This is a genomic window from Rhodococcus sp. NPDC003383 (genome assembly GCF_053589115.1).
The window spans coordinates 99,741-112,931 of record NZ_JBSFRG010000012.1 but is presented as its reverse complement, the minus strand read 5'-3'; the positions used below and the strand labels follow the sequence as shown (position 1 = coordinate 112,931).

The 13,191-nt window shown below is 71.0% G+C and carries 9 protein-coding genes and 1 pseudogene; 6 read left to right on the top strand and 4 right to left on the bottom strand.

The genetic code is table 11. From position 1 onward, the window contains the following. Positions 1–32: 32 nt before the first annotated feature. Positions 33–1,355: an acetyl-CoA C-acetyltransferase gene (locus tag ACWDTS_RS13195; protein ID WP_450118303.1), complete on the bottom strand. Its 1,323-nt coding sequence runs from the start codon at positions 1,353–1,355 to the stop codon at positions 33–35. A gap of 107 nt (positions 1,356–1,462) precedes the next feature. Here ACWDTS_RS13195 and ACWDTS_RS13190 point away from each other — a divergent pair, with 107 nt between their 5' ends. Continuing rightward, positions 1,463–2,809 (top strand): 3-oxoacyl-ACP reductase, encoded by a 1,347-nt coding sequence (locus tag ACWDTS_RS13190; RefSeq protein ID WP_450108341.1) that lies wholly within the window; start codon positions 1,463–1,465, stop codon positions 2,807–2,809. Beyond that, positions 2,810–3,667 (top strand): MaoC/PaaZ C-terminal domain-containing protein, encoded by an 858-nt coding sequence (locus ACWDTS_RS13185; protein WP_450108340.1) that lies wholly within the window; start codon positions 2,810–2,812, stop codon positions 3,665–3,667. Between the two features lie 77 nt (positions 3,668–3,744). On the opposite strand, the gene ACWDTS_RS13180 is transcribed toward ACWDTS_RS13185, so the two are convergent. Together ACWDTS_RS13180 and ACWDTS_RS13175 are read right to left on the bottom strand one after the other, a co-directional pair. Then, complete coding sequence (locus ACWDTS_RS13180; protein ID WP_197253978.1) at positions 3,745–4,353, bottom strand: TetR/AcrR family transcriptional regulator; 609 nt, start codon at positions 4,351–4,353, stop codon at positions 3,745–3,747. Between the two features lie 85 nt (positions 4,354–4,438). Further along, positions 4,439–5,626, bottom strand: a complete 1,188-nt coding sequence (locus ACWDTS_RS13175) for a glycoside hydrolase family 3 N-terminal domain-containing protein (protein ID WP_450118302.1) — start codon at positions 5,624–5,626, stop codon at positions 4,439–4,441. Positions 5,627–5,727: 101 nt separating this feature from the next. Between ACWDTS_RS13175 and ACWDTS_RS13170 the strand changes: the two genes are divergently transcribed. The 4 genes from ACWDTS_RS13170 (at position 5,728) to ACWDTS_RS13155 (ending at position 11,935) form a co-directional block, all read left to right on the top strand. Continuing rightward, positions 5,728–6,195: a universal stress protein gene (locus ACWDTS_RS13170; RefSeq protein ID WP_197253982.1), complete on the top strand. Its 468-nt coding sequence runs from the start codon at positions 5,728–5,730 to the stop codon at positions 6,193–6,195. A 40-nt stretch (positions 6,196–6,235) separates the two neighbouring features. Beyond that, entirely contained in the window at positions 6,236–7,318 is a 1,083-nt protein-coding gene (locus ACWDTS_RS13165; protein WP_248673678.1) for an isochorismate synthase, read from the top strand. Between the two features lie 137 nt (positions 7,319–7,455). Beyond that, positions 7,456–7,629, top strand: a complete 174-nt coding sequence (locus ACWDTS_RS13160) for a DUF2613 domain-containing protein (RefSeq protein ID WP_072812050.1) — start codon at positions 7,456–7,458, stop codon at positions 7,627–7,629. A 40-nt stretch (positions 7,630–7,669) separates the two neighbouring features. Next, positions 7,670–11,935, top strand: a complete 4,266-nt coding sequence (locus tag ACWDTS_RS13155) for an alpha-(1->3)-arabinofuranosyltransferase domain-containing protein (protein WP_450118301.1) — start codon at positions 7,670–7,672, stop codon at positions 11,933–11,935. A gap of 71 nt (positions 11,936–12,006) precedes the next feature. Here ACWDTS_RS13155 and ACWDTS_RS13150 read toward each other — a convergent pair. Continuing rightward, a pseudogene (locus ACWDTS_RS13150) lies at positions 12,007–12,936 on the bottom strand (acyltransferase family protein); the annotation flags it as partial. Between the last annotated feature and the right edge of the window lie 255 nt (positions 12,937–13,191).

Sequence of the window (13,191 nt, the reverse complement as noted above, 5' to 3'; positions counted from 1 at the left end):
CAAACCTTCCGGAATTTTTTCGTGCGGTCTTCTCAGGCCTCGAGGATCGCGGTGACGCCCTGTCCCCCGGCCGCGCAGATGGAGATCAGGCCGCGTGCGGGCTTGCCGGTTTCGGCCTTCTTCTCGTGCAGCATCTTGGCGAGCGACGCGACGATCCGGCCACCGGTCGCGGCGAACGGATGCCCGGCCGCCAGGGACGATCCGTTGACGTTGAGCTTGCTGCGGTCGATCGAGCCGAGCGGTGCGTCGAGGCCGAGCCGGCCCTTGCAGTACTCCTCCGACTCGAAGGCCTGCAGCGTCGCGAGCACGACGGACGCGAACGCCTCGTGGATCTCGTAGAAATCGAAGTCCTGCAGGGTCAGGCCGTTGCGCTTGAGCAGGCGCGGGATCGCGTAGGTCGGGGCCATCAGCAGACCGTCGCCGCCGTGGACGTAGTCGACCGCGGCGGTCTCGGAGTCCACGAGATACGCGAGGACGGGCAGGCTGCGGGCGGCCGCCCACTCCTCGCTGGACAGCAGGGCCGCGGATGCGCCGTCGGTCAGCGGAGTGGAGTTGCCGGCCGTCATGGTGGCGTCGCCGAGTTTCGTGCCGAACACCGGCTTCAGCGTCGACAGCTTCTCGACCGACGAATCGGGGCGGAGGTTGTCGTCGCGGGTCAGGCCGAGGAACGGGGTGACGAGGTCGTCGAAGAACCCGCGGTCGTAGGCGGCGGCCATGTTGCGGTGGCTCGCGGCGGCGAGTTCGTCCTGGTCGGCGCGGGCGATGCCGAATCCCTTGGCGGTGATCGCGGCGTGTTCGCCCATCGACAGGCCGGTGCGGGGTTCGCCGTTGCGGGGGATCTCGATGCCCAGCATCGACGGGCGCACGTGGCCGAGCAGCTTGAGGCGGTCACCGGTCGAACGCGCGCGGTTGAGCGACAGCAGGAACTCGCGCAGGTCGTTGTCGACACCGATGGGCGCGTCGGAGGTGGTGTCGACGCCGCCGCCGATGCCCGACTCGATCCGGCCCGCGGCGATGGCGTCGCCGACGGCGATGATCGACTGCAGGCCGGTGCCGCAGGCCTGCTGCAGGTCCCACGCGGGTGTGTAGGGGCTCAGCGGGCTGCCGAGCACGCATTCGCGGATCAGGTTGAAGTCACGGCTGTGTTTGAGGACCGCGCCGCCGACGACGGCGCCGAGCTGCTCACCCTGCAGGTTGAAGCGGCTGACCAGACCGTCGAGGGTCGCGGTGAACATGTCCTGGTTCGAGGCGCGGGCGTACTTGCGGTCGGACCGGGCGAACGGGATGCGGTTTCCGCCGAGGATCGCAACGCGGCGCGACGAGCGCGAAGAGCTGGAACGGGCTTTTGTGGTCACGTGTCGTCTCCCGGTGTTCTGATGGATGCGAACTCTGGATACTATTCTTACTCACGAGTAAGTTATTGTCGACACCGCATGACCTCCGAACCAGAGAAGGTGGAATCGTGGCCGAAACCAAGGGCGCACCCAAGCTCTACGCCCAGTTCATCACCTCCGCACCCGGTGCTTTCCTCGCCAAGCAGTTCGGATTGCCCCAGCCGGAGAAGCTCCGCCGCTACCAGCCGGGTGAGCCCCCGCTCGCCGGTCCGGTGCTGCTCGGCGGCAACGGCCGCCTCGTCGAGCCGATCCGCGCCCTGCTGAGCGACTACGTCTTCGCCGAGCCCTCCGAGAAGAACTTCGGTGCCCTCGTGTTCGACGCGACCGGCATCACCGACGCCGCCGGGCTCGAGCAGTTGTTCACGTTCTTCCAGCCCGCCATCAAGGGCCTGGGCCCGAGCGGCCGCGTCGTCGTCCTCGGCACCACGCCGGAGGAAACCGGCTCGGTCGACGAGCGCATCGCCCAGCGCGCCCTCGAGGGCTTCACCCGCAGCGTCGGCAAGGAACTGCGTCGCGGCGCGACCGTCCAGCTCGTGTACGTCTCGCCGCAGGCGCCCGCCGGACTGTCCGGTGTCGAATCCACCCTGCGGTTCCTGCTCTCGGCCAAGTCCGCGTTCGTCGACGGCCAGGTCGTGCGCATCGGCGACGGCGAGGCCACCGCACCCGAGTCGTGGGACAGGCCGCTCGCCGGGAAAGTCGCGGTCGTGACCGGCGCGGCCCGCGGTATCGGCGCGACCATCGCCGAGGTCCTCGCCCGCGACGGCGCGACCGTCGTCGCCGCGGACGTCCCCGCAGCGGGCGACGCGCTGTCGCAGACCGCCAACAAGGTCGGCGGCACGTCGCTCGCTCTCGACGTCACCGCCGCCGACGCCGGCGACAAACTCGCCGCGCACCTGCTCGAACGCCACGGCGGCGCCGACATCATCGTGCACAACGCCGGCATCACCCGCGACAAGCTGCTCGCCAACATGGACGAAGGCCGCTGGAACTCCGTGATGGCGGTCAACCTCATCGCCCCGCAGAAGATCACCGACGTACTCGTCGCGAAGGGCGCACTGAAGGACGGCGGCCGCGTGATCGACGTGTCGTCGATCGCCGGCATCGCCGGCAACCGCGGCCAGACCAACTACGGCGCATCCAAGGCCGGCGTCATCGGCCTCGTGCAGGCCACCGCGCCCGTGCTGGCCGAGAAGAACATCACCATCAACGCCGTCGCACCCGGCTTCATCGAGACCGCGATGACCGCCGCGATCCCGCTCGCGACCCGCGAGGGCGGCCGCCTGATCAGCTCGCTGAATCAGGGCGGCGAGACCGTCGACGTCGCCGAGACCGTCGCGTGGTTCGCGAACCCGGCGTCGAGCGCTGTCACCGGCCAGGTCGTGCGCGTGTGCGGCCAGTCCATGCTGGGGGCGTAGATGGCCGTCATCGAACTCGACTCGGTGCCGTCGATCCTCGACGTCTACTCCCGCGCCGTGGTCTCGGCGCTGCCGGTGATCGGCGCGTCCGGCACGTCGCTGCCGGACGACACGCTCCTGCTGCGCGGCGTACGCGTCGATCAGGACAACCTCGCCGAGTACGCGAAGGTGTGCGGTCTGCGCTTCGGCGACACCCTGCCGATGACCTACCCGTTCACGCTCGCGTTCCCCGTCGTGATGAAACTGATGGTGTCCAAAGGCTTTCCGTTCGCCGCCATGGGATCGGTGCACGCGGAGAACGTGATCGAACAGTTCCGGCCGATCTCGGTCACCGAGCCGCTGGACATCCGGGTACACGCGGAAGACCTGCGCGAGCACCGCAAGGGCATGCTCGTGGACGTCGTCACCGAGATCTCCGTGGGCCGTGAACCGGTCTGGCGGCAGACCTCGACGTTCCTGCACCAGCAGCGCACGTCGCTGTCCGGCGCCCCGAAGCCGGAACCGGAACCCCAGGTGATCCCGCCCGTGCCGACGTCGACCCTGCGGGTCGACCGCAAGACGATCGACCGCTACGCGGCCGTCTCCGGCGACCGCAATCCGATCCACGTCTCGACCTTGGGCGCCAAGGCATTCGGCTTCCCGCGCACCATCGCGCACGGCATGTGGAGTGCCGCAGCGGCGCTGCGGGCCGTCGAGGGACGCGTCCCGGACAAGGTCACGTACTCGGTGCGGTTCGGGAAGCCGGTGCTGCTGCCGGCGACGGTGAACCTGTACGCGCAGCAGGTCGCGGACGGCTGGGATCTGTCCCTGCGGCATCCGGAGAAGCAGTACCCGCATCTGAGCGCCACGCTGCGCTGAGACGGGACGGCACAACGACTTCGGGTGGTCCGGGGCGCGATGGGGGCGTCCCGGTCCACCCGATCCGTATTCGGGGGTCAGCCGGGCGTATCGGTGCGTCGGCGGCCGGCGAGGCCACGCCACGCGAGGTTCTCGAGCAGATCGGCGGCCTTGGCGACGTCGATCTCGCCGCCGGCGATGCGGTCGGCGACCGCCTCACCCGCGCCGACCAGTGCGACCGCCATGATGGTGAAGTCCATGTCCGGTTCCGGGTCGCGCGTGCTCGATTCGAGCAGGTGCGCGGTCAGTTCGATGAGCCGGTCGCGGCTGCTGCGCACCTGGTTCGCGAAGGCCTGCTGGGCGAGGGCCTGACGGTAGAGCACCATCCACGAGTGCCGATGTTCGTCGACGAATCCGAGGAACGACTCGAGCGCGACCCGCAGTTGCGCGCGCGGCGGCAGGTTGGGATCGCCCGCCGGTGCCAGGGCTTCGACGAATCGCTGCCCCTCCCGGCCGATGCACGCGGCAAACAGTTCGTCCTTCGAGCCGTAGTACAGATACAGCATCGGCTTCGAGATCGAGGCGCGCGCCGCGATCGCGTCCATCGACGTCTCGTGGAAACCCTTCTCGGAGAACACCTCCACGGCGGCATCGAGCATCTGCTGTTCCCGCACCGCGCGAGGCAGTCGCTTGGTACCGCCGGCCATGTCTCCTCCATACTGCTCGGGTCTCGCTCCTTACCCTAGGGTAAGGAGCGCGGGTGGGTTCTCCGGATTTCGGAATCCCGGAAAATCAGCAGTCGAGCGCACCCTTGGCCCGCGCGACCGTGCGCACCGCGTCGTCCACCTGCGCGGCCGGCAACGCGCCCGACCGCACGGACTGCTCGAGACGATCGAGAACCTCGGGCACCTGATCGGTGGTCAGCCACAACGCCTGGTCGACACCGGCGATCAACGCCGCCTCCACGGCCTCGGCGATGCCGTAACTGTCGGTGATCGCGCGCATCCCGGACAGATCGTCGGTGAAGATCACCCCGTCGAACGGCGGTGCCCCGTACCCGGCACCGTCGCGCAGCAACCGCACCGCCGCGGGGCTGATGCTCGCCGGCCGCCCGTCGGTCAGCCCCGGCACGTCGAGATGGCCGATCATCACGGCGACCCCGGACGTGACGAGTTCGCGATAGGGCACGAGGTCGATCCGCTGCAGCTGAGCGAGCGGCGGGGCGACCACCGCGCCCGTGTGCGAATCACCCGACGCCGAGCCGTGACCCGGAAAGTGCTTGAGCACCGGGAGAATTCCCGCATCGCGCAACCCCCGCGCGTACGCGTCGGCGTACTGCACGACGACCTGCGGATCGTCGGAGTAGGAACGGTCGCCGATCACGTCGTCGTCGGCCCGGTCGGTCACGTCGACATCCGGCGCGAAATCCACGGTGATGCCCAGCTCCCGCAGTTCGCGGCCGCGCTCGAGCGCCATCGTGTAGGTTTCCTCGACGCTCATCGTCTGCGCCGTGACCCGCGCCGACGGATCCTCCCCGAGCAGCTCACCGACCCGCGAGACGCGGCCGCCCTCCTCGTCGATCGTCACCATCAGCGGCAGGGAGCTCTGTGCGGCGACCGCGGGGATCTCCCGGTTCGACAGCATCGACACGTCGGTCCAGCTGCCGATGAAGATGCCGCCGATCTGCTCGGACTGCACGATCGCCAGCGCGTCGTCGGTGCCGGTCACCCCGACATTGAGCAGCTGCGCGAGTTTCTGCCGCAACGACAGCGACGCGAGCAGATCGTCGCCGCACACCGGTGTGGGTGCCGGTGCTGCCACGGGCTCGGTCGTCGTGGTCGTGGTCGTGGGAGCCGCCGATGTCTCGGACACGGACTCGGTTGCGGCGGTCGACGAGACGTCCGGCGAGTCGTTCCCGCCGCAGCCGGCGACCGCGGTCGCGGCGGCGAGCACGGCGACGAGGCTGTGACGGATACGCATGGACATCGACGGTAGCCGACCATCGCACAGTCGGCTCCCACAGCCCGCCGGTAACGGTAATGTGCACCCCGAGCAGCCGGTTTCGACCCAAGGGGTGTGCGATGCCCGCAGATCTGATCCTCATTGCCTACGACGGTTCCGAAAACTCCAAGCGCGCCGTCGAATACGCGGGCCGCTTCCTCGAGTCCTGCCGCGCCGTCGTCGTCACCGCGTGGGAACCGATGGTGCGCCAGGCCGCACGGATGTCCGGGCTCTCCGGGGTGATGCAACCCGAATGGGTTCCCGACGAGGACAGCGAGGACGTGGCGCTCACCGACGCCAAGGTCACCAACTCCGAAGGCCTCGAACTGGCGCGCGCGGCGGGCCTTCAGGCGGAGGGCCGCACCGTCGAGATCGTCAACGCGGTGTGGACCTCGATCATCGAGGCCGCCGACGAACTCGACGTCGACATCATCGTCACCGGAACCCGCGGCACCACCGGGCTGCGGTCCCTGCTGCAGTCCTCCGTCGCCGACCACGTGCTGCGCCACAGCCACCGGCCGGTGCTGATCGTGCCGCCGGGACGCTAGGCGCACCGCCGTCGCCGCCGGGCGATATCGTCGAGCGATCATGGACGGCTTCCTTCTCTCGCGCCCGGAGCGCACCCTCCGCACCACCGGAATCAGACGCCTGTACGACACCGCCGCCGAGGCGTCACGGGCACTGCGACGCGACGAGGCCGATCTGATCGTCGGGGCCCTGCCCTTCGACCCGGAGCGCCCGCCGGCGCTGATGCAGCCCGAGGAGAGCACCGTCACCGACGGGCCGTGGACCCCACCCGACGACCTCGACGCACTGCCGCCGGTGCGGGTCGCCGCGCAGAACCCGCCCCCGCGCATCCACGTCGCGCGGGTACGGGCACTGATCGAACGGCTCGAACTCGGCGAGTTCGGCAAGGTGGTCGCCGCACGGTCGGTCGCGCTCGACGCGGACGAGCCGCTCGACGCCCTCGCCGTCGCCGCGCGCATGGTCGCCCGTCACCCGACGGCCGCGACCTACGCCGTGGACCTCAGTGCCGCCGGCGAACGCTACTGGGGGCACACCCTCGTCGGCGCGACCCCGGAAGTTCTGGTGAGCCGGCGCGGCAGCACCGTCACGTGCCGGCCGCTCGCCGGGACCGCCGCGCGCTGCGCCGACCCCGCCGACGACGAGGCGGCCGGTCGCGACCTCCTCGCGTCCGCGAAGAACCTCGCCGAGCACGCCTACGTCACCGCGTGGATCCGCGACCGTCTCGGTCCACTGTGCACCGAGCTGGATATCCGCGAGACCCCGGTGCTGACGAGCACCCCCGACGTGTGGCATCTGGCGACCCCGATCACCGGGACATTGCGCGACCCGGCCACCGACGCCCTGACCCTCGCGACGGTGCTGCATCCGACACCCGCGGTCGCGGGCACCCCCACCGAGGCGGCGCTCGCCACGATCCGGGCCGTCGAGGGTGATCGCCGCTTCTACGGCGGTGCCGTCGGCTGGTGCGACGCCGCCGGGGACGGCGATTGGCTGGTCGCGATCCGCTGCGCGGAGATCAGCTCCGACGGGCTGCGTGCCCTCGCGTGGGCGGGCGGCGGGATCGTCGCCGATTCCGACCCCGACGCCGAACTCGACGAGACGACCGCGAAGCTGCGGACACTGCTCGGCACGCTCGGCCTCTGATTCCGGGCACACCGTCGTGGCACACGGACAGAGACACACAGTGGGGGCACACCGTGTGACACGGGTGATACCTTGACGCGGTGCGAAAACGGCGCGGGGACGTCCCGCGCCGACGTTTTGACGATGGGGAGATGGGCATGGCGAAGTTCCTTGGACCCGGCCTGGGCAGCGCTGTGATCGGCGCCGTTCTCGGTGCTGCAGCGGTATTCGGTGTGACCGCCGCGGTGCAGGACAACACCCGCCCGGAGATCGACCGCAGCGGCAACGCCGATTCCTCCCTCCTGAACCAGGTTGAGTACGGCAGCCGCTGACGGCGCCGGCAACGCTGCGAGTTCACGCACTTCCTCCGGCGTGACGGCCCCGCACGATCCGGGGCCGTCCGCCGAACCCTTGTCACGTCGGTGGTTGTACGCGGCCGCCGCGGTGGCGTTCGTACTTGCGTTCGCGCAGGTCCCCGGCCTCATCGTGGCCGACACCAAGTACGACCTGACGCAGAATCCGCTGGGGTTCCTGGCCCGCGCATCCCACCAGTGGAGCAGCATCGCCCCGCTCGGGCAGGTCCAGAACCAGGCGTACGGCTACTTCTTCCCGCACGGCACGTTCTTCGCGGCCGGGCAGATCCTGCACGTGCCTCCGTGGATCACCCAGCGGATCTGGTGGGCGCTGCTGCTGATCGCCGGATTCTGGGGCATCGTGCGGCTCGCCGAAGCACTGGGCATCGGCAGCCGCAGTTCCCGGGTGCTCGCCGCCGTGGTGTTCGCGCTGTCCCCGCGGGTCCTGACGACCCTCGGGTCGATCTCGTCGGAAACCCTGCCGATGATGCTGGCGCCGTGGGTGCTGCTGCCCGTGGTCCGGTACGCGCGCGGCGATTCCGGGCGTTCGGCCCTGCAGCTGGCCGCGCAGTCCGCGGTCGCGGTGGCGCTGATGGGTGCGATCAACGCGGTCGCGACCGCCGCGGCCTGCCTCGTCGCCGGCCTGTGGTGGCTCGCGCACCGGCCCGGGCGGGCGTGGTGGCACTTCACGATCCGGTGGATCCCGTGCTGCATTCTCGCGGTGCTGTGGTGGATGGTGCCGCTGCTGCTGCTCGGCAGGGTCAGTCCGCCCTTCCTCGACTACATCGAATCGTCCGGTGTCACCACCGAGTGGGCGTCGCTGGCGGAGATCCTGCGCGGCACCGACAGCTGGACACCGTTCGTCTCCCCCGAACGCATCGCCGGGGCGGTGCTCGTGACGCAGCCGGCCGCGGTCCTCGTGACCGGTCTCCTCGCCGCCGCGGGCATGGCCGGTCTGGCGATGCGCTCGATGCCGGCACGCGGCCGGCTGACGCTGATCCTGTTCGTCGGGGTGGCCGGGCTCGGCGCGGGTTATGTCGGTGAGCTCGGTTCCCCGTTCGCCGAGCAGGTGCGCCTGTTCCTCGACTCCGGCGGGGCGGCGCTGCGCAACGTCCACAAACTCGAACCGCTGGTGCGGCTGCCGCTGGTCCTGGGCCTGGCCCACCTGCTGCGGCGGGTGCCGCTGCCCGGGTCGGTGCCGTGGGGACGCGCCCGCGTCGCCTTCGCGCATCCCGAACGGGACCCGATGGTCGCGTTCACCACCCTGATCCTGGTCGCCGCGACCCTCGCGACCTCCCTGGCGTGGACCGGCAAGCTCGCGCCGCGCGGCGCCTACGACGAGGTCCCCGGCTACTGGCACGAGACCGCGGCGTGGCTCGGCGAGAACACCTCCGACCGCGGCGAACGCGCCCTGATCGTGCCGGGCGCCCCGTTCGGCAGCCAGATCTGGGGTCTGACCCGCGACGAACCGATCCAGGCCCTGGCCGAATCACCGTGGGTGTCCCGCGACGCGGTGCCGCTGGTGCCGCCCGGCGCGATCCGCGCCCTCGACTCGGTGCAGCGGCTCATCGCCGACGGCCGGCCCTCCGACGGGCTCGCCGCCACGCTGCGCGGCCAGGGCATCGGCTACGTGGTCGTCCGCAACGATCTGGATCCCGACACGTCCCCGGCCGCGCGCAGCGCACTGGTCCACCGCGCCCTCGACGGCTCCCCCGGCCTGGTGCGGGTCGCCGAGTTCGGCCCGGACATCCGCCGCGAGCTCGGTGAGGACTTCGTCGCGGACGCGGATCTGCAGCCCGCCTATCCGGCGATCGAGATCTACCGCGTCGATGTGCCGGGCTCTTCGCCCGTCGGCCCGTATGTCGTCGACGCCGCGTCGGTTCCGCGGGTCCAGGGCGGCCCCGAATCGCCGCTGCAACTCGCCGGCGGCGAACCGCCGCTGCCCGGCCCGGTGCTGCTGGCCGCGGACACGCAGCGCGCCGGGCTGCCCGTCGACGGGGTGGTCGTCACCGACACGCCCACCGACCGCGAAACGGACTACGGGCAGGTGGACTACCACTCGTCGACGATCCGGGCAGCCGACGATCCCCGACGCACCCACAACCTGGTGCCGGACTATCCGGTCGCCGACACCGACCTCGTCCGCGCCGAATGGGAAGGCGCGCGCATCGGGGTCTCCAGCGCCGCGTCCGACGCCACGCAGCTCGGTGGCACCTCACCGGGCAGCGGACCGGCCGCCGTCGTCGACGGTGACCCCACCACCGGTTGGCACAGCAACGGCCTCGAATCCGCGGTCGGACAGTGGTTGCAGCTCGACCTCGACACCCCGATCGAGGCCGGCATGCTGCACCTGACGACGAGCCCGGGCGCGCTCGGCTCGCCCGTCAAGTGGCTGGAGCTGGAAACCGACCGCGGCACCACCGCCGTCCGGATCGAGAAACCCGGCCGCGAGCAGACGATCGCGTTGCCGCTGGGGACCACGACGTGGATCCGCATCACCGCCACCCACACCGAGGACGGCACCGCCGGGAGCCAGTTCGGCATCACCGAGGTCGCGGTGGACGACTTCACCGACCGCGAGAACCCGCGGCGCATCGACATCCGCCGGCGCATCGTACTGCCGCCGGTCCCGGACGGCGCGGACGTGCTCGGCTGGCAGCTGAGCCAGGAGTTCCCGGGCCGCGGCAGCTGCGTCGACACCCCCGACCGGGTGCGGTGCGCCCGCGGGCTGGCGACGGCCCCGGAGGAACCGAACACGTTCACCCGTTCGCTGTCGGTGCCGGCGGAAACCGAGGTCGCGCCGCAGGTGCGGGTGCGGACCCGTCCCGGTCCCGCGGTGGAGGCGCTCGCGGCGCAGCCGGATCGGGTCACCGCGACCGGTCCCGCCGACGTCGCGGACCTGTCCGGCTCCGCGTTCGCCGCGACCGACGGGGATCCGCGCACCTCCTGGGCCGCGCCGGAATCCGCCCTCGAACCCGGCGCACCGCGCCCGACCCTGACCCTGCAACTGCCGTCGCCGGAACTCGTGACCGGACTCGACGTGGCCGCGAGCCTCGGTGCGCTACCGGTGGCACCGACCCGGATCGCGGTCAATCTCGGCAACGGGCCGCAGGTGCGCGACATCGACCTCGGAGACGACGTCCGCTCGGCCCGGGTGGATCTGGAACCGCACGTCACGGACCGGATCGTGGTCAGTCTCGTCGCCTGGCCCGACGTCCTGGACCGCACGATCCTCGGGTTCGCGAAGCTCACCCCGCCCGGCCTCGCCGAGATCACCGTCCTCGGGCAGGACGGCCCGCTGGGGGCGCAGGACCCGGCCGCCGACCGGACCGTCACCGTCGGCTGCGACAGCGGCCCGGTCGTGACCGTCGCGGGCCGCTCCTACCGCACGTCGGTGACGACGACGGTCGCCGCCCTCGCCTCCGGGGAGGAGATCCCCGCGACCCTGTGCGACACCGGCACGGTCGCGCTGCCCGCGGGCCGGGTGCACCTCGACATCAGCCCGGGCGCCGCGTTCGTCGTGTCGAGCGTGGGCCTGCCCGTCCCGGGGGCGCTGCCGCCCGTGCCCGCACCGGTCGAACTCGCCACCGGCACGTGGACCGAGGATCTTCGCGAACTCGACGTCCCGGTCGCCGGCACCGAACGGATCGTGGTGGTGCCGGAGAGCACCAACGTCGGCTGGGTCGCGACCGCACCGGACGGCAGCGAGCTGACCCCGGTCGTGGTGGACGGCTGGCAGCAGGGCTGGATCGTGCCGGCCGGAACCGGCGGCACCGTCACCCTCGCGTTCGCGACGGACCGCTGGTACCGCGCCGGGATCTTCGGTGGACTGCTGCTGCTGATCCCGCTGTTCGCGGCGGCGTGGTGGCCGCGGCGGCGGCGCGAGCGGGAACTGCCCGGTCCCGCTCCGAGGCCGTGGGGCAGCACCCTCGTCGGATTCGCCGGGGTCGTCGCGGTCGCGACGGTGGCGGCGGGTGCGGTCGGGGCGGGTGTCGCGGTGGCCGGTGCCGTGTCGATCGGCGTGATCATCGCGCGCCGGGGCGAAACCGCCGCCTCACGGATCCTGGTGGGGACGACCGGTGCGGCGACGATGATCGCGATGGCGATGCTGTCGACGGGCCCGTGGCGGGCGCCGGGCGGTTACGTCGGCCACTCGTTCCTGATTCAGTTCGCGGCGGCCGTCGGGCTGGTCGCGCTGGGCCTGGCCACCGTGCCGCTGTCGCCGCGCTTCGCCCGCGTCCTGCGGTGGAATTCGCGGCGGACGGGTTCCTCGACGAGCGCGTAGCTCACGGACGCGACCGCGATGCTCAGGACGACGGTGACCGCGAGCACGAACCAGAAGTGGCCGTGGAACGGCAGGATGCCGAACACCGGGAACACGATCGACAGCACCGCGAGATGCCAGATGAAGATGCCGTACGACCAGCGGCCGACGGCCAGCGCGGTGGGCGACGCCAGGATGCGGTGGTCGCTGCGCGGCGCGAGGGTCAAGGGGGCGAGCAGCGCCGCGCTCATCACGGCGCCGAGCAGGATCTTTCCGTTGTACTGCCACGGCTCGAGGTCCGTGAGTCCTTCCGGCCCGCCCAGCGGGGTGGTCGCGAGCGCGAACGCGCCGATCGCGATCGCCGCCATCAGCCCGCGCCGCGCCGCGAGACGATGCATCCACGTCCCGCCGACGGTGGCCAGTTCGGCGAGCAGCATGCCGGCCCCGAACCACGGCAGGTAACCGGGAAGCCAGTTGTCGTGATGGATGTGCTCGGGGGTGGCCACCGGCAGCCACACCCACACCAAGCTCAGCGCGCACGCCGCGAGGATCACCGGGATGCGGAACCGCGCGGCGTCCCCGCGCAGCCGGCACAGCGCCAGCGCCAGCAGCGGCAGCACCAGATAGAACGCGACCTCGACGGACAGGCTCCACATCTGGGTGAGGCCCTCGGTGAGCGTCAGCGGCACGAACACCTGCACCAGCGTCAGGTTCGCCACCCACACCCGCCAGCCGCCGCCCGCCCCCGGCAGCAACAGCAGTACCAGGCACACGACGGTCCAGTAGGCGGGCAGGATGCGCACGGCCCGGGAGGCGAGATAACGGCCCGTCGGCTGCGCGACACCGTATCCGCGGGCCGCCGCGGCGTGCGGCCGCCACAGCAGGAAACCGGACAACGCGAAGAACAGGGCGACCGCGAGATCGAAACGGCCCCACACCCGGCCGATCACCGGATCGTGCACGGCACCGGTCTGGAACGCCACATGGGTGATGAGAACACCCACGGCGGCGAAGCCGCGCATGCCCTCGAGGGCCGGCAGGAAGCCGGTCGCGCCACGAGGTGAGGCACCGGCATCGGGTCGATTGGTCATCGCCGACCAGTGTGCCCGGGATGCGTACTGTCCCGGAAGTCCGGGTTCTTCCGCGATCCGAACGTACGCACAACCACTGTCGGCTGTTAGTGTCTGGGCTCACGTGGTGTCCGCATTGTCGTACACCAGACGATCCGTGCAGCCCTGCTGCCGGTGGGGGTACTCGATGACAACCGTTGAGTGAGG